We start from the raw sequence: 17,537 nt of genomic DNA, 5'->3' as shown, positions 1-17,537 counted from the left end.
AAATCGTTTTCTTGAAGTGAAATTTTAGCGTTGAATTAGAACAAAAAAAGCGCTCTTTTTCAAGAACGCTTTCAATATTATAATCAAAAAATTATTTTTTGTCCATCCATTTTCTGGCATTGACAAAAGCTTCATGCCAAGGCGAAACTTCATCGTTTCTATCTTTTGGATAATATGCCCAGTTCCATTGAAATGTAGAACGCTCAATGTGTGGCATCATCACCAAGTGGCGACCCGTTTTATCACACAACATCGCTGTATTATAATCAGAACCGTTTGGATTAGCAGGATAGCCTTCATAGGCATATTTAGAAACAATATTATAATTTTCTTCACCCATTGGCAAGTTGAATTTTCCTTCTCCGTGCGAAACCCAAACTCCAAGTGTACTTCCTGCTAATGAAGAAAGCATTACCGAATTGTTTTCCTGTACCGTTACTGATGTAAAAATACTTTCGTGTTTGTTACTTTCGTTGTGCAACATTTTTCCGTGTACTTCATGCTCCGGATTAATCACTTCCAATTCCATAAACAATTGACAACCATTACAAATTCCAACAGACAACGTGTCGTCTCTTTTGAAGAAATTGTCTAAAGCTGTTTTTGCTTTTTCATTGTATAAAAAGGCTCCGGCCCAACCTTTGGCAGAACCCAATACATCTGAATTGGAGAATCCACCAACAGCTCCAATGAACTGAATATCTTCCAAAGTCTCACGGCCTGAAATCAAATCGGTCATGTGAACGTCTTTTACATCAAATCCGGCTAAGTACATTGCATTTGCCATTTCACGCTCCGAGTTACTTCCTTTTTCACGGATAATAGCTGCTTTTGGTTTTGGCTTAGAATTGTCGATAACTGGTTTTTTTCCTGTAAAATGTGTTGGAAAAGTATAGTGTAACGCTTGGTTTTTATAATTGTCAAAACGCGCTTGAGCTGTTCCGTTCTTGGATTGTTTTTGGTCTAATAAAAACGATGTTTTGTACCAAACATCTCTGTATTTAGCAATGTCTAATGTACAAGGACCAAAATCTAAAGTCGCTTCATTTGTAGCTGTTCCTATTTTATAGAAAGAAACATTATTTGCGTTTAATTTAGATTCCACTTCGGTATCTGATTTCGCTTGAATAACAATTCCAATGTTTTCAGAGAATAGGATTTTTATCAAATCTTTTTCCTCGAAAGCAGAGAAATCTATTTTTGCTCCCAAATTCACATCTGCAAAACACATTTCTAATAAAGTCGTGATCAAACCACCACTTCCAATGTCATGTCCTGCAAGGATATTGTTTTCTAAAATTAATTCTTGAATGGTATTAAAGGCTCTTTTGAAAAACGCAGCGTCTTTAATTGTTGGTACTTCTTTTCCAATAGTATTCAACGTTTGCGCAAACGAAGAACCGCCTAATTTGAAATCATCTTGGGACAAATTGATGTAATAAATAGAACCACCGTCTTTTTGTAAAACAGGCTCTACTACTTTTCTAATGTCCGTACAATTTCCACCTGCTGAAATAATTACCGTTCCCGGTGCGATTACTTCTTCATTTGGATATTTCTGTTTCATCGAAAGTGAATCTTTTCCGGTTGGAATATTGATTCCCAATTCGATTGCAAAATCGGAACAAGCTTCCACCGCAGCGTATAAACGAGCGTCTTCTCCTTCGTTTTTACACGCCCACATCCAATTTGCCGAAAGTGAAATTCCTTTTAATCCGTCTTTTATTGGAGCCCAAACAATGTTTGATAAAGACTCAGCAATAGCAGTTCTTGTTCCTGCCACCGGATCAATTAATGAAGCAATAGGAGAGTGTCCAATCGCAGTGGCAATTCCCTCTATTCCTTGATAATCCAAGGCCATTACACCACAATTGTTCAATGGCAATTGCAATGGACCGGCACATTGTTGTTTGGCTACTTTACCACCCACACAACGGTCTACTTTATTGGTCAACCAGTCTTTACAAGCAACTGCTTCCAGTTGAAGTACTTGTTCTAAGTAGGTTGAAATGTTTTTCTTGTCGTAACTTAAATCAGTATAATTTCTTTCGATTGTTTTGTCTGTCATGACCACTTTTGGAGAACTTCCAAAAAAGTCTTCCAAGGCAAAATCCATTGGTTTAGCACCTGTTGATTTTGATTCGAAAGTAAAACGGTGATCTCCGGTTACATCTCCCACTTGGTACATTGGAGAACGCTCACGGTCAGCTATTTTTTGTAATAAATCGATGTTTTCTTTGGCGATAACCAATCCCATTCTTTCTTGAGATTCGTTACCAATAATTTCTTTTGCCGAAAGGGTAGGGTCTCCCACAGGCAATTTGTCTAAATCAATTAATCCCCCAGTATCTTCCACTAATTCCGAAAGACAGTTTAAATGTCCTCCAGCTCCGTGATCGTGAATCGAGACAATTGGATTGATATCGCTTTCTACCAAACCACGAATGGCATTGGCAGCACGTTTTTGCATTTCTGGGTTCGAACGTTGAATCGCATTCAATTCAATTCCTGAACTAAAAGCTCCGGTATCTGCTGAAGAAACTGCAGCTCCACCCATTCCAATTCTATAATTTTCACCACCAAGGATGACAATTTTATCACCTGTTTGTGGTTTTTTCTTAATCGCTTGGTCTAATTTTCCGTATCCAATTCCACCCGCTTGCATAATCACTTTGTCGAAACCTAGTTTGCGAGCGTCTTCTTCGTGTTCGAAAGTCAGAATAGAACCTGTAATCAATGGTTGCCCAAATTTATTCCCAAAATCAGAAGCTCCGTTGGAAGCTTTAATCAAAATATCCATTGGCGTTTGATACAACCATTTTCTTTCGGTCATGCCGTTTTCCCAAGGTCTGCTACCCTGAGCGGAGTCGAATGGACCTTCTAAACGAGAATATGAAGTCATGTAAACTGCCGTTCCAGCCATTGGCAAAGAACCTTGTCCACCTGCTAAACGGTCCCGAATTTCTCCACCAGAACCAGTTGCAGCACCATTGAAAGGCTCTACTGTTGTTGGGAAATTATGTGTTTCTGCTTTTAATGAAATAACCGAATCAAATTCTTTTACTTCATAAAAATCAGGCTTATCTGCACTTTTTGGAGCAAATTGTTGTACTCGTGGCCCTTTTACAAAAGCAACGTTATCTTTATAAGCCGAAACAATATCGTTAGGGTTTTCCTGAGATGTTTTTTTGATTAATTTGAATAAAGAAGATTCTTTTTCTTCTCCGTCAATAATGAATTTTCCGTTGAAAATCTTATGACGACAGTGTTCTGAATTGGCTTGTGAAAAACCAAAAATCTCAGAATCCGTTAGTTTTCGCCCTAATTTAATCGCAAGATTATCTAAATATTCCACTTCATCAGGACTTAAAGACAATCCTTCTTTTTGGTTGTAAGCAGCAATATCATCTATATCCAAAATTGCTTCCGGTAGTACGTTGATAGTGAAAATATCTTGATTTAACTCGGCGTATTTTTGCGAAAGCATTGGATCAAAATCAGAAAAATCAGCAGTTGCTTTATGAAATTCTTCAATTCTAATGATGCCGGATATCCCCATGTTTTGGGTGATTTCTACAGCATTAGTGCTCCAAGGCGTTATCATAGTGGCTCGAGGACCAACAAAAAAATCCGTCAGTACGGATTTTTCTATTTTATTTGAATCGGCAAAAAGCCAGTTAAGTTTTGAAATGTCTTGAGCCGAAATTTCGTTTTGCGTGTGTACGGCAAAAACAGTTTTGCTTTGGTTTTCAAAGAAATGGATCATTGTTATGTAGTTTGTTGTATTGCGGTGCAAATTTAGACAATTAAGATTAAATTTTGGCTATAAAAAAAGCGGCAAATTTGCCGCTTTTAGAATTAGTTGATTATTAATTTTTTTATGACTGAATCCGAATCGATGCTAACACGAACTAAGTACGTTCCTTTAGCAATGTTTGGCAGTGTAATTTCTGATTTGGTACTGTTTTCTTCGCTGTAAATTTTCTGACCAATGATAGAATAAATTTCGATAGAATACATTTTATTCGAATTATTGACAGAGAAAGTTCCATTGGATGGATTTGGATAGATAGCAATATCATTAATATCTAAAACTATTTCAATTTTCGACTCTTTTACAACAATTCGACTTCCTAAATTGTTACAAGTATCTGATGCAAATGAATCCCATTGGGTTGTTTTATTGAAAGTAGTTGTAGGAGAAGTAACAGTAGCTTTTCTTCGGATTGTTTCATCCGCAGCAAAGTTTGCTGTTCCGCCGTTAAAAGTTCCAATGATGTCAATTAAGACGCCATTTTTGAATAAACCTACGGCATCATTTCCATTGAAAGCCATTTCAGTCGCCGCTGTAGAAAGATTTGCAGAACTTATAGGATAACAACTTGACGCCATTGCACTATTTACAATAGTAAATTTACTTCCGTTATTCAACGTTCCTGTTAAAGATAGTCCTGTGCTCCAAGCACCAGCACCGTTGGTTTGTTTTTTGATGCTATAAATCGATAAGTTAATTGCTGCGCCAGTTGCATTTGAAATTTCCAACGCTTTATTGTTTGAAGAGCCTTCAATATACTCAGAAAACAATAAATCCGTTGCAGTGGAACCACTGCTAGTTGTTATAACATTTACAACATTGCTTGAAGCAGAAACATTTCCGGCTGCATCCTTAGCTTTTACTGAAAAAGTATAAGCTGTTGCAGCAGTTAATCCCGTAACATTATACGATGTCGTTGAAACAGTACCTATTAATGTAGTTCCTCTATACACGTTGTATCCGGTTACTCCAACATTATCAGTTGCAGCAGTCCAAGATAAAGTGGTTGTAGTTTGAGTTGTTCCTGATGCTGTCAAAGCTGTAGGTGCAGATGGAGCTGTTGTATCCGCAGTCCCTGCAATTATATTTACAGTATAATCTTCTACTTGACCATACGGAATAGCTTCGCACGAAGTTGGAATGGCATTGTATTTCATTGAAACTCTCATTCTCGTAGTTCCTAATGTCGCCGAAGCTGGTATCGTGATTGTTCCTGTTGCCGGAGTTGTTGTTGAAGTAGCTTTTGACCAAGCCAATTCTCCTGCATCTGTAAATAATCCGTTTTTGTTATAATCAATCCAAACCGCATATCCTTCGCTATAAGCTGTACCTGTCCATGACGGCGTGATAGTAATGGTATTTGCCGTTCCTGAAGTTACATTTGTGGTTATAGCAGTGAAATTTTCATAACCGGCAGTTCCTGTAGTGGTATTATTTATGGAACCAAAAACGACTTTTCCTATTTTTTCATCTGCAGTGCTGTTTCCTTGAGAAGCACAATACGTAATTGATGTTCCGGCAGCTGTTGTAGCATTTACTACATTACTTGAAGCCGAAGAATTTCCAGCAGCATCTTTAGCGACAACATAAAAGGAATAGGCTGTTGAAGCTGTTAGCCCAGTGACAGTAGTAGTTGTTCCGGTTACAGTTGTTTTTAAAGCGCTGTTCATATAAACATTATATCCAGTCACTCCAATATTATCAGTTGAACCCGTCCAACTTAATGAAACGGAGTTTGATGTTGTTCCGCTAGCTAACAAATTCGTTGGAGCAGTAGGCGCTTGTGCATCAGCAGTTGGGTTCCAAATTGCTTGTACATATTCGGGATGATCGATATATGGATTTCTATTATTTTGAGAATTATAAATTGCATTGTTACGAGCAATTTCTCTGTTACTAACCGGATCTTGATTGTGCCAAGTAAGTAATAAATTTAAAAAAGCGGTCGTGAAAACCTGATTGCTAGTACCATTAAACATTGCATAAGAATAACCGGAAACAGTATTTTCGTAACGAGTCGCAAAATAAAAATACATACGTGCGATATCGCCTTTGAATTCATTTATAGGTTCAAAAATAGGTCCGGAATAACCAGAAGTTGTGCTTGTTCCAAGTTTACTTCCATTTAAGGAAGTCCAAGTTGCAGAAGTTACCGGTCCGTGTGGATAATTAGAACGTTGTCCGTTTACTTTTCCATCGGTTGGTGTTATGAAATGTGCGTCCGAAACCATTGGGGATTGTTCGCTGAATACTGATTGTGGAATAATGTGTTCTCTATTGTAGCAATCGCCTTCTACACTATAAGTCCCGCATCGTTGTGTTGTTCCTGCGGAGTAATTATAAGGATCTGTTGCGGCAGGATTTTCAGAATACATGTCTAAAATTGTACCGTCATTTTCAAAGTAATAATCCCTATCGGATGTTTGATATATCGTATATAAACCAGCATATCCGTTATCCGTATGCCCTTTGATGATGTTGTATAATTGTGTTTTCAAGGTGTAGCCAGTTCCTGTGGCGGTAGTGTAATAGCCACTGGGTATTTGGGCAATACCAACGGTGACGAATAGCAATAATAAGGCTGAGTAGATTTTTTTCATAATTTAAATTTGTTTTGGTTTTTTGGGGTTAATCTCAGATTTTTAAAGCTTAATTTGTAAAATTTAAAATACTGAAGACGCGCAAATTTATAACTTTTAATATGTTTAGTGTTAAGAAATTATGAATTTTATTATGATTTTCTTAACACAATTATTAACATTTTAAGGAAAGTAGTTTTATTTTTAGGTTAGAAGCAATCTGCTTTGTACCGGTATTTAGAAGTATTTTTTTTGAATAATTGTAAACAAAAAAAGCGGCAATAAATGCCGCTTTAAATAAATAGTTCGTTTTTAAATTAGTTCACAATTAATTTTTTAGTAACTGATTTTGTGTCGGTTGTTATTTTAACTAAGTAAACTCCTTTTTGAAGATTGTTGACAGTAGCAGAAGAACTGTTTTTATATTCTTTTTCAAAAACTTTTTGTCCTAATACTGAAAACACTTGAACAGAATATTTTTCATTTGAATTTTCGAAATTTATTTTGATATTTCCGTTTGATGGATTTGGATAGATATTGAATTCATTAGAATCAAAATCAACGTTAGAAAGGGTTGCCAATGAATGACTTCCTAAACCGTTACAAATGTCTTTAGCATATAGATCCCATTCAGCAGTTTTGTTGAAAGTTGTATTTGGGGCTGAAATACTTGCTTTTCTTCTCAAAGTCTCGTCAACTGCAAAATTTGCCGATCCTCCGTTAAATGTTCCAATGATATCTATTAAAACATCATTCTTGAATAAACCAATAGGATCGTTTCCATTATACTGTACCTCAGTAGATGCAGTTGATAAATTAGCACTTGCAGGATTGTAACAAGTTGTAGCTGCTAAATTGTATGCAATTACATACGCTGAACCAGTATTTATGGATCCTGTTAAGGCTAATCCTGAACCCCAAGCTCCATCACCATTTGATTGTTTTTTTATAGAATAGACTGTTAGATCAACTGTAGCTCCAGTAAAGTTAGCAATTTCTAATAATTTATTATTACCGCCACCTTCAACGTATTCTGAGAAGAATATTCCTGATGCAGTAGTTCCGCCAGTAGGTGCAGCTATTGTAGTTCCTTCCGCAGGTATACTGGCAAGTGAAGAATTTCTTTCAGCATCTCTTGTTATTAGATAAAAGGAATAAGTAGTAGACGGTATAAGACCTAATACAGTAGCTGTTAGACTAGTTTCTGTTGATTTGAAAGTACCGTTTACATACACATCATAACCGGTAACGGCAATATTATCTGTCCCTGCCGTCCATGTTAAAGTAGCCGAGTTTGAAGTAGTAGTGGTTACCGCCAAATTTGTTGCTGCCGTTGGCGCTTCAGTATCTGCAGGTTCTGTAGTCCATACCGACACTGCATATTCTGGATGATCAATAAAAGGATTTCTATTATTTTGACGTGCATAAATGGCGTTATTACGCGTAATTTCCCTAGCACTTACCGGATCTTGATTGTGCCAAGCCAGTAATTGATTTAAAAATGCAGGTGTAAATACTTTATTGGTTGAATTATTAAACATTGGGTAATTATATCCGGCTACAGTATTTTCATAACGAGTGGCAAAATAGAAATACATTCTGGCAATATCACCTTTGAATTCATCAATTGGTTCAAAAACTGGACCTGTGTAACCAGTTGTAGTGCTTTCACCAAGTTTACTCCCATTAAGAGTAGTTTGAGTAGCAGTTGCTACTACAGAATGTGGGTAATTATTCCTTATTCCATTTACTTTTCCATCTGTAGGTGTGATGAAATGTGCATCAGAAACCATAGGTGATTGTTCACCGAACACAGATTGTGGTATAATGTGTTCTCTGTTGTAACAATCTCCTTCTTTTGCGTAACCGCTGCTTCCGCATCTTTGCGTATTTGCAATACTATAAATGTAAGGATCTGTTCCTGCAGGATTCTCAGAATACATGTCTAAAACCGAACCATCTTTTTCAAAGAAATTATCAATATCTGACGTTTCATAGGTAACATATAAATCTCCATAGCTAAGAACTGTATGGTCTTTGATAATATTGTACAATTGAGTTTTCAACGTGTAGCCGGTTCCTGTGGCATTGGCATAATAGCCATCTGGCGCTTGTGCAAAACCTGCTGTGAAAAGGAATAAAAAGAGTAACGAGTAGATTTGTTTCATACTTTAAGTGGATTACTTGGTTTAAAATTAATTTGATTTATGGATTAAAATTTTGACAAAACTACTATTTAAATTGATATTGGAGGTTACTAAATGTTTAATTCGAGAAAGGTCCTTTTTAATTTTTAAATAGTTATAATGCGCTAATTCAGAGCGGTTTATTTTGGAAAAGCTTTGTTTTGGTACGCACCTAAATCTGGCGGTAAAGTTCTCGTGTTTCCTAAAATATCAAGTGGAATTAGATACGCCGAATTCCCTTTTGCGAAAGCGGCTGAAGTTTCGTCAATATTAAATTTGTTCCGAGATACATTGAAAAATTTTGGTTCCTTGTTCAAAATTATCGAGTTGTAATGTGCGGTATCCGTATTGAATTGATAATCGGGATTGGTTGTAAATTGATTGGATATGTTATCAAATTTTATCAAGCAATTGTTGAATTGGTATTCAAAAGCGGCTCCCGTTTTTTTGGTCAAACTCATTTCGTTTGAATAAGAACCATAAATAATGCAATTGTTAAACGTAGCTGCGGTTAAATCTTTTACTTCTGGAACTGCTCCCAAAATATAATTGCTAACCAAAACCGCCACTTGTTGCGAGCTGTTCCAATTATTGTTGAAAGTGGAATGAGTAAAACTATAATTCCCGCCATAGGTACAGGCTAAACTGGCTAATCCGGCATTGTTGATGACTACATTTTCTCCGCTTATTTTTGCGGTCTGTGCCAAAATTCCGTAGTTGCTGCTATTGTAGATTTGGGTATTTTTGATAGAGACTGTTGTGCCATCATTGTTTTGAATTAACAAACCAATGGTTGCATTTTTAATAGTGAGGTGATTCAAGGTATTATTTGTACTGCCATCAGTCAGCCAAATGGTTCCCCATTGTCCCGGCACATCTGAAAAATCAGGTTCTAAACGGTCTCCTTCAAAAATGACTTCGTTTTCTAATTTATCCGTTTGTGATAGAGTTCCATTAATATTGATTGAGGCATTATTGGCTACTATAAGTCCAGAATTAGCATGAAAATGCACTCGGGTTCCAGCCTCAAAAGTGGCCGTTTTATTCGAAGGAACTGCTGCATATCCATAAATTACGTACGGTTTTTCATTGGTAAACTGCAATTCATTTCCATTTACGGGGTCATTTTCATCCAGATAAAAGCCATCAATTTTTTCGTTTCCTATTGGAAGTGTTTCAGTGGTTCCGTCAGTAAAACGTTTTGGATACAGGAAAACAGCGTCTTGAATGAGTGTTACCAATTCTACATTTTGAAGGTTTTCGCCACTGTCAAACTGAATTTGATCAGTGTACAAAAAATCAGAAGCATTGGCTTCAGTACTATTTGCGGTTGTTTCTATGAAAATATACAAACTGTCTTTTGCTAAAAGGTCCACATTGTTAAAAATTTTCCCGTCTGTTCCCTGCATTCCGTCAACGGATATTCGGTATTTAGAACTCAAACCTTTTCCTAATTTAATGCTTGGAATCGTAATGTCATTTTTACTTTTGTTGTACACTTTGAGTCGGTATGTGCTGGAACCGATGTTAGAGAAAACAGTGTCAAGATAAATCGTGTCCTTGGAAAATTCTAAATCTCCTGTGCTGGCTACGGTCTCAAAATCAGAACGGCAGGAACAGATAGTCAATATGATTCCAATAAAAAACAATAATATTTTGGGACGCATTTAGTTATATTTTTTGTAAAAATAGGAAAAATCTATTTCGAAATCAGAATAACAATTGTATTTACTGTTAAGTGACTTATCTTTTAATTATTTTTACATTTTTAAAGACAAAAACATGACATTCGACAAAGAAAAAATACTTCATTATTGCAATCACGTTTCTAAAAACACCTTAATGCAAACGTTGAATATTGAATATACGGACGCAGGAGAAGATTTTCTTGTTGCAACAATGCCCGTTAATGCTTCCGTGCATCAACCAATGGGATTATTGCATGGCGGTGCATCGGTAGCTTTAGCAGAAAGTGTGGGCAGCGCCGCCTCTATGATTTATGTAAATTCAGAACTAAGCGAGGTGCGCGGAATTGAAATCTCAGCCAATCACTTGAAAGCAAAACGAGATGGAATTGTAACAGCAACCGCTAAGATTGTCCACAAGGGCCGAAGCATTCATCTTTGGGAAATACGAATTACGGATGAAAACAATAACTTAATTTCACTTTGCAAGCTGACGAATATGGTTTTGCCAAAAAGAAAAAGCGAAAATCAATAATCAATAATTGGATTTAACTGTAGCTAAAGTTAAAAATCAGTTTCGGTCAAATTGACCAAGATGGTTTCGATACGATTAAGCAAATCATAATGCCTTTAGGTTTAGTGGAATTTATATTTTAATACATTATATATGATCGATTTTTTTATAAAAGTAAAGCAACAAAAAGCTCAAAATCTACCTTTTGTATTATACCGAAAACCAAATAACATCAAATTAATAGGTTTTTTTCAAAATAACGACCACTTATATTTTGCCGAGAATTTTGAAGAAACGGGATTTGTTTTCGCTCCTTTTGACGGCAGTCAGATGATACTGATTCCTAGAAATCAATCGGTAAAATGGGAAACCCTGATTACTTCTTCCAAGGAAAATGAGGATTCGGATTTCATAGATTCAGAAGATATTCAAGCGAAAGAAGATTTTGAAAGGTTTGTTCAAAAAGGAATTGATGCTATTGCAAAAGGGACTTTGAAAAAGGTGGTCTTGTCACGAAAAGAAATTGTTGGTTTGTCAAATTTTGATTTAGTTTCAATTTTCGAAAAATTAATTCAAAATTATCCCACCGCTTTTTGCTATTGCTGGTTTCATCCAAAAATAGGTTTATGGATGGGCGCCACACCGGAGCGATTACTAAAGGCTAATACGAATACTTTTTATACAATGTCATTAGCCGGAACGCAAAAAATTCAAGGTGATAAAGAAGTTGTCTGGGAGAAAAAAGAAATAGAAGAGCAGCAGTTTGTTACTGATTTTATTTTGGATAATCTAAAGGAATTGACTTCAGAAGTGTCCGTTTCAAGCCCTTACACTGCACAAGCTGGAACTATAGCACACATTAAAACAGATATTGAAGGGGTTATTAATGACAATTCAAGTTTGAAAGAAGTTGTTTCTGTTTTGCATCCAACTCCTGCTGTTTGCGGATTGCCAAAAGAGGTTGCTAAAAATTTTATTTTGAAACATGAAGGCTATGACCGAGAATATTACACAGGTTTTTTAGGAGAATTAAACAAAGAAGGATTTAATAAAGGAGAGATTAAATCAGATTTGTATGTGAATTTGCGATGCATGCAAATCAAAGATAATCAAGCACATTTATATATGGGATGTGGTATTACAAAGGACAGTATTCCTGAAAAAGAATGGAGGGAAAGTGTCAATAAATCAATGACTATGAAGAAAATATTGGATTTGAAGTAATATTCGCAACTTTAAACATTAAACAAAAAAACATTAAACGAATTTTAGATGAAATTAGATATACTTGCTTTTGGTGCGCATCCTGATGATGTGGAATTGGGTTGTGCAGGAACCATTTTAAAAGAAATTTCTTTAGGAAAAACGGTTGGAATTATAGATTTGACACGTGGTGAATTAGGAACTCGTGGTTCAGCGGAAATCAGGGATCAGGAAGCAAATGCTGCTGCAAAAATTCTAGGTGTTTCAGCACGTGAGAATCTGGAAATGCGTGATGGGTTTTTTGTCAATGACGAAAAGCACCAATTAGAAATCATAAAAATGATTCGCAAGTATCAACCGGAGATTGTATTGTGTAATGCTATTGATGACCGACACATTGATCATGCAAAGGGAAGTAAATTAGTTTCTGATGCTTGTTTCTTATCTGGATTAATGAAGATAGAAACTGCATTGGAAGGAGAGCAACAAAAGGCTTGGAGACCTAAATTAGTGTATCATTATATACAGTGGAAAAATATAGAACCGGATTTTGTAGTTGACATTACTGGTTTCACCGATAAAAAAATTGAATCTATTTTGGCGTACAGTTCACAGTTTTATGATGCAAATTCAAATGAACCGGAGTCGCCAATAACGAGTAAAAACTTCTTGGAAAGCCTGAATTACCGTTCCAGGGATTTAGGAAGGCTCACAGGAGTAGATCATGCGGAAGGTTTTACTGTAGAAAGATATTTGGCAGTCAATAGCTTAGCAGATTTGATATAAATTTCATGTATTTTTTTGGGAAAAATATTTGCAGAAGTAAACTTATGTCGTATATTTGCCACCGCTAAGCAAATGGTGGTTGTAGCTCAGTTGGTTAGAGCATCGGTTTGTGGTACCGAGGGTCGCGGGTTCGAGCCCCGTCTCCCACCCAGAAAGCAAAAGCTTCGAAGAAATTCGAGGCTTTTTTTGTGGAATAAAGTCTCGTGAAATTATGATGATATTTTTATTGGCTTGAATATTGTAAAAGGGAAATAGTATTAGAGTGGTATTAAAGAAGTCATGTAGGATTTCGGACATACATTCTTCTGTTAGGGGTTATATTCTGTGTTTTACAGAAATCGTATTTTCTTTTGTGTATCTTTGAACGCATTGCATAGTTAAATCAATCGAAAATAAGCTTTCAAAATTTTAAATATTATTTACATAATTTAATGGAAAAAGAGAAAACCAATTCTAAAATTCTTAAAAGTAATTACATTCCAACCGCTGAGTTTTACAGCCAGATAATAGATAGTTTACAAGATTATTCGATTTTTACTCTTGACAATGAATATATAATTAACAGCTGGAGTTCTGGTTCAACAAAAATATTTGGATATGAAACAGATGAAATTATAGGAAAGCCTTTTGATGTGATTTTCACGGAAGAAGATATAAATAATGGTATTCCGCAAAAAGAAATTCAAACAGCATTAAAAGAAGGAAGAGCAACAGACAACAGATTACATATTTGTAAGGATAGGAGCGAATTTTATGCGTATGGTTTGGTTTTTCCGCTTATTGGGAGTGAAGGCGAGATGTTAGGATACGTTAAAATCCTGCGAGATTTGACCGAGCGAAAAAAATCGGAAGATGCTATAAAAAAATATGTAAAAGAACTGGAAGATCTTAATACACACAAAGAGAATGTTCTTGCCATTGTTTCCCACGATTTAAGAAGTCCTTTATCCGGAATTATAGGAACGGCGGAATATTTGAAAAAAAATCTGGACAGATTGGAATCCAGTAAGGCAAAAGAAATGCTTGATTTACTCCAGAAAACAGCTGTTGATGAGTTGAACATGCTAGATAATCTAGTAGAATGGGCCAGAATCAAATATGCATCGGAGGTATTTTCTCCAACAAAAATTGTGCTATTTGATTATGTTGAAAAGGTTTTTGAATCATTGCACGAAATGGCTTCTTTGAATGCGATTAAACTCCATAATGAAATCATACCCGGTACCACTGTGTTTGCAGATGGAAAAATGTTAATATCGGTTTTTCAAAATATACTTTCTAATGCAATAAAGCATTCTTTGCCTGAAGGCGAAATTTCGGTTTTAGCGAAAATTGAAGGCGAAATAATCATAATTCAGATTAAGGATGGTGGAATTGGGATGTCTAAGGATGTTCAAGAAACACTTTTTACCCCGCAAATGAGTACACTTTCTAAAGCTAGGAAAGACAACAAAGGTGCCGGAATTGGACTGTTATTGGTGAAAGGATTTTTAGAAAGAAATGATGGAGAAATATGGGTTGAAAGTGAAGAAGGAAAAGGTACCTCTTTTTACTTTACGTTACCTCTTGAAAAGCCTTTGTATAAAATTGATAGCGCGGATAAAATACAATTTGACGAAAGAGTTTAATAAATGAAGAATAAAAAAAAGAGCTTTGAAGTGATTCAAAGCTCTTTTTTTATGGGGTTTGCACAAGGGATAGGAGTGGAAATCCTTTATTATCTCGTTTTTTAACGAGATAATAAAGATTGTAACGTATAGCCCGACCACACTGTAACGCTAGTGAAAGTGTGGATGTGCCCAAAGTATAAAACTATTTTTTATCAACAATAGGTCTTTCGGTACGGTTTGCCAATTCCCAAGCGGTTACAAATGCAAATTTTGCTCTTTTAGTCAACGCATCGTATTCAATTTTGTCTGGACTGTCCGTAGGTTTGTGGTAATCAGCATGCACTCCGTTGAAAAGGAATACCGATGGAATTCCGTGTTTAGCAAAGTTGTAATGATCAGAACGCTCATAGAAATGGTTCGGATCTTTTGGGTCATTGTATTTATAATCCAGCTCTAATTGGGTGTATTTAGTGTTTGCAATGGTACAAATATTATCTAAATCAGTCGATAATCGGTTTGCTCCAATAACGTATACGTAATTATTGCTGCCAGCGTGCGCTTCATCACGACGACCTATCATGTCAATATTAATATCAGTAATAGTATTTGCTAACGGGAACAAAGGATTTTCCGAGTAATAGCGGGAACCGTGTAATCCGTGTTCTTCGCCAGTTACATGTAGAAACAAGATAGAACGTTTTGGTCCATGTCCTGCTTTTTTTGCTATTTGGAATGCCTGAGCAATTTCTAATAATGCAACAGTTCCGGAACCATCATCGTCGGCACCGTTATAAATTTCTCCTTTTTTTGTACCTACGTGATCGTAATGGGCAGAAATCACCAAGACTTCATTTGGTTTCTCAGATCCTTCAATGTAAGCCCAAACGTTTTCAGAATCGGGTAAGTTTTCATTGCGTTTGGCATTCAGGAAAGCTGCGGGTACTTTTTGGTAAAAGTCAGATGCGCCAGTAGGGAAACTGATGCCGTTTTTCTTATATTCATTGATGAGGTATACACCTGCTTTTTTCTGACCAGCTGAACCGGTTTCACGGCCTTCCATTTCGTCTGAAGCAACAATGTAAAGGTGCGTTTTTAGTTCATCAGCGGTAATTGTATTCATGTATTTTGTTGGGTCGACATGAGTAACACTCGCTTTTTGAGTGGTGCAGCTTACGGTCAAAACAACCATTAAACCTAATAAAGGGATTTTTTTCATTTTTTTAATGTAAATTAATAAAGGTGTAAATAGCAAAAATTGATAAAATAATTATGATAAGAATAAAATTGATAAAAAATAACAGGCTACTTTTAATAAAAGATATCAAGCGCGTTTCGCCATAAAAACGATGGTGCGCGGGATAAAAATAATAAATCATCCATCCGATACCAATAAAATTAACTATAATCTGAATAAAAGTAACAAAACTTGATTCTGTAAAAGGGGATAACGCTTTGTTAATGAGAAACAAAAGTAGAAAAATCAACAATAAAAAAGAGAAATAGTGTAAGGTAAAAATTCCGTGATCAAAGTAGTACCAACGTTTTTTATTATGGAATAGCCAAAGAAAAAAAGCGAAAAGAGGCATGAATACAAACAGAACTTTCGGTAAATTGTGGGTAAAGGAGCTTATGAATTTTTCAATAATTTCACTTTGTGTGTTGTTTTCTTTAACGATTTGAATTTTTTTATTCATCCAATAATTAAAATCGGATAATTTTTCAGATTCTGGTGCATGTTTTTGGATGGAGTCTAATTGTTCTACAGATTCATATCCAAAATTGAATATTTGATTTTGTTCTTCGATTTCAGTTTGATGATTTTGTATAGAATCATTTTTGGAAATCTTACTTTGGAATGATTTGTTTTTTGTGGTTATAGTTGATTCCTTTTTTGGAGTGCTTTCTAAAGAATTAACGGTATTGGGGAAAATCGCAACTATTAAAAACGTGATAAAACTGATAAAAATATAAAGCCGAACAGGAGCTAAATAAGACAATCTTTTTCCGGAAAGGTATTCTTTGGTTAGTGCTGCGGGCTTGAATAAAAGATTTTTTATGGTGCGCCAAAAAGCATTTTCATAATGTGTCAAGTCCTCAAAAAAGTGGATAAAGAGGTGGTGAAACGTTTTTCGGGTATCGGTATTTTCTTGTCCACAATTAGGACAGAATCTATTTTCAACCACATACCTGCAATTGAGGCAGGTTTTGTCGGTTCTGATTTTACTTTTTGACATAAAAAAACAGTATAAATTCTAGATTTCTGTTAAATTTCAATTGATAAAACTAACAAAAAAATGGAACTTATACTGTTTTTGAAAAAATTATATTTTCTATCTTATTTCAAAACTTCTTTTAAGAAAGAATTCATGCGTTCCCAAGAACGTTTAGCTGCTTTTTCATTATAGGCTGCACCTTTAGAATTATCGTTTCCAGCTTCAATTTCAGTGAAGGCATGTACGGAATTTGCGTAGTAAATCATTTCCCAATCTGCTTTTGTATCTCTCATTTCTTGTTGGAAAGCGGCTACTTCCGCAGCTGGCACATACGAGTCATCAGCGCCATGCAAAACTAAAATTTCTGCAGTGATTGGATTATTTACTCTCGACGCATCACGCCCTAAACCACCGTGAAAAGAAACTGCTCCTTGAATTTTCATTCCTGCTCTTGCTGCTTCAAGTGCTCCTGTTCCTCCAAAACAATATCCAATTACTACAATATTGTCTGGATTTGCACCCGATTTTATTAATTGGTCCCAAGCTAATTGAATGCGTCTTTGATAATCAGCAAAATTAGTTTTGTAAAAACCAGCTTGCTTTCCGGCTTCTTGAGTGTTTGTTGGATAATTTCCTTCACCATAAATATCAGCTACAAATGCATAATAACCCATTTTTGATAGTTTTTCTGCTGATTGTTTGGAGTGGGCATCAATACCTTTCCAAGCAGGAAGAATCAAGATTCCAGGTTTAGTTTTGCTTCCTTTTTTTGGAGCAATTGATAGTCCGTTTAATTTTTGATTTCCGTCTGTGTATTTTACTGCTTTCAATTGTGCAATAGCGCCATTGGAAAACAAGAGAAATCCTAATAAGGCAAAGAAAATATTTTTCATATTGATTGTTTTTATTTTTACAAATATCTCAATTAATTTATTCTGAAATTATAA

Annotated in this window: 11 protein-coding genes and 1 tRNA gene; 5 read left to right on the top strand and 7 right to left on the bottom strand. The window is 35.6% G+C overall.

Translation table 11 applies throughout. From position 1 onward, the window contains the following. Positions 1–91: 91 nt before the first annotated feature. The 4 genes from purL to DR980_RS00150 form a co-directional block, all read right to left on the bottom strand. Positions 92–3,766, bottom strand: a complete 3,675-nt coding sequence (gene purL / locus DR980_RS00165; protein ID WP_113633252.1) for a phosphoribosylformylglycinamidine synthase — start codon at positions 3,764–3,766, stop codon at positions 92–94. Positions 3,767–3,858: 92 nt separating this feature from the next. Then, a complete protein-coding gene (locus DR980_RS16645) occupies positions 3,859–6,414 on the bottom strand; it encodes an endonuclease (protein WP_113633251.1) in 2,556 nt (851 codons plus the stop codon). A 296-nt stretch (positions 6,415–6,710) separates the two neighbouring features. Continuing rightward, complete coding sequence (locus tag DR980_RS00155; RefSeq protein WP_113633250.1) at positions 6,711–8,561, bottom strand: endonuclease; 1,851 nt, start codon at positions 8,559–8,561, stop codon at positions 6,711–6,713. Between the two features lie 158 nt (positions 8,562–8,719). Continuing rightward, the gene (locus DR980_RS00150) at positions 8,720–10,246 is read right to left on the bottom strand and encodes a hypothetical protein (RefSeq protein ID WP_113633249.1); all 1,527 of its coding nucleotides are present in this window, start codon (positions 10,244–10,246) and stop codon (positions 8,720–8,722) included. A 115-nt stretch (positions 10,247–10,361) separates the two neighbouring features. Between DR980_RS00150 and DR980_RS00145 the strand changes: the two genes are divergently transcribed. From DR980_RS00145 to DR980_RS00125, 5 genes are all read left to right on the top strand, one after another. Then, positions 10,362–10,799 carry a PaaI family thioesterase gene (locus tag DR980_RS00145; RefSeq protein WP_113633248.1) on the top strand — a complete coding sequence of 146 codons (438 nt, stop codon included), beginning with the start codon at positions 10,362–10,364 and terminating at the stop codon, positions 10,797–10,799. Between the two features lie 132 nt (positions 10,800–10,931). Then, positions 10,932–12,002 (top strand): isochorismate synthase, encoded by a 1,071-nt coding sequence (locus DR980_RS00140; protein ID WP_113633247.1) that lies wholly within the window; start codon positions 10,932–10,934, stop codon positions 12,000–12,002. Positions 12,003–12,050: 48 nt separating this feature from the next. Then, positions 12,051–12,767, top strand: a complete 717-nt coding sequence (gene bshB1 / locus DR980_RS00135; RefSeq protein ID WP_113633246.1) for a bacillithiol biosynthesis deacetylase BshB1 — start codon at positions 12,051–12,053, stop codon at positions 12,765–12,767. A gap of 74 nt (positions 12,768–12,841) precedes the next feature. Continuing rightward, a tRNA-His gene (locus DR980_RS00130) sits at positions 12,842–12,917 on the top strand. 281 nt (positions 12,918–13,198) lie between these two features. After that, positions 13,199–14,395 (top strand): PAS domain-containing sensor histidine kinase, encoded by a 1,197-nt coding sequence (locus DR980_RS00125; RefSeq protein WP_113633245.1) that lies wholly within the window; start codon positions 13,199–13,201, stop codon positions 14,393–14,395. A gap of 184 nt (positions 14,396–14,579) precedes the next feature. Here the strand turns inward: DR980_RS00125 and DR980_RS00120 are convergent, their stop codons facing one another. The 3 genes from DR980_RS00120 to DR980_RS00110 form a co-directional block, all read right to left on the bottom strand. Continuing rightward, positions 14,580–15,593, bottom strand: coding sequence for a M28 family metallopeptidase (locus DR980_RS00120; protein WP_113633619.1), 1,014 nt, complete (start codon positions 15,591–15,593; stop codon positions 14,580–14,582). A 4-nt stretch (positions 15,594–15,597) separates the two neighbouring features. Beyond that, positions 15,598–16,611 carry a DUF3667 domain-containing protein gene (locus DR980_RS00115; protein ID WP_113633244.1) on the bottom strand — a complete coding sequence of 338 codons (1,014 nt, stop codon included), beginning with the start codon at positions 16,609–16,611 and terminating at the stop codon, positions 15,598–15,600. A 101-nt stretch (positions 16,612–16,712) separates the two neighbouring features. Further along, the gene (locus tag DR980_RS00110) at positions 16,713–17,483 is read right to left on the bottom strand and encodes a dienelactone hydrolase family protein (RefSeq protein WP_113633243.1); all 771 of its coding nucleotides are present in this window, start codon (positions 17,481–17,483) and stop codon (positions 16,713–16,715) included. Between the last annotated feature and the right edge of the window lie 54 nt (positions 17,484–17,537).

The sequence above is a fragment of the Flavobacterium psychrolimnae genome (genome assembly GCF_003312425.1).
Lineage (GTDB): Bacteria > Bacteroidota > Bacteroidia > Flavobacteriales > Flavobacteriaceae > Flavobacterium > Flavobacterium psychrolimnae.
The sequence above is the reverse complement of the archived record's forward strand: the minus strand, read 5'-3'. Positions and strand labels throughout refer to the sequence as shown.

Excerpts from the sequence above, each read along its gene's own strand:
- purL (WP_113633252.1), bottom strand. The coding sequence starts at position 3,766 with ATGATCCATTTCTTTGAAAACCAAAGCAAAACTGTTTTTGCCGTACAC.
- DR980_RS16645 (WP_113633251.1), bottom strand. The coding sequence starts at position 6,414 with ATGAAAAAAATCTACTCAGCCTTATTATTGCTATTCGTCACCGTTGGT.
- DR980_RS00155 (WP_113633250.1), bottom strand. The coding sequence starts at position 8,561 with ATGAAACAAATCTACTCGTTACTCTTTTTATTCCTTTTCACAGCAGGT.
- DR980_RS00150 (WP_113633249.1), bottom strand. The coding sequence starts at position 10,246 with ATGCGTCCCAAAATATTATTGTTTTTTATTGGAATCATATTGACTATC.
- DR980_RS00145 (WP_113633248.1), top strand. The coding sequence starts at position 10,362 with ATGACATTCGACAAAGAAAAAATACTTCATTATTGCAATCACGTTTCT.
- DR980_RS00140 (WP_113633247.1), top strand. The coding sequence starts at position 10,932 with ATGATCGATTTTTTTATAAAAGTAAAGCAACAAAAAGCTCAAAATCTA.
- bshB1 (WP_113633246.1), top strand. The coding sequence starts at position 12,051 with ATGAAATTAGATATACTTGCTTTTGGTGCGCATCCTGATGATGTGGAA.
- DR980_RS00125 (WP_113633245.1), top strand. The coding sequence starts at position 13,199 with ATGGAAAAAGAGAAAACCAATTCTAAAATTCTTAAAAGTAATTACATT.
- DR980_RS00120 (WP_113633619.1), bottom strand. The coding sequence starts at position 15,593 with ATGAAAAAAATCCCTTTATTAGGTTTAATGGTTGTTTTGACCGTAAGC.
- DR980_RS00115 (WP_113633244.1), bottom strand. The coding sequence starts at position 16,611 with ATGTCAAAAAGTAAAATCAGAACCGACAAAACCTGCCTCAATTGCAGG.
- DR980_RS00110 (WP_113633243.1), bottom strand. The coding sequence starts at position 17,483 with ATGAAAAATATTTTCTTTGCCTTATTAGGATTTCTCTTGTTTTCCAAT.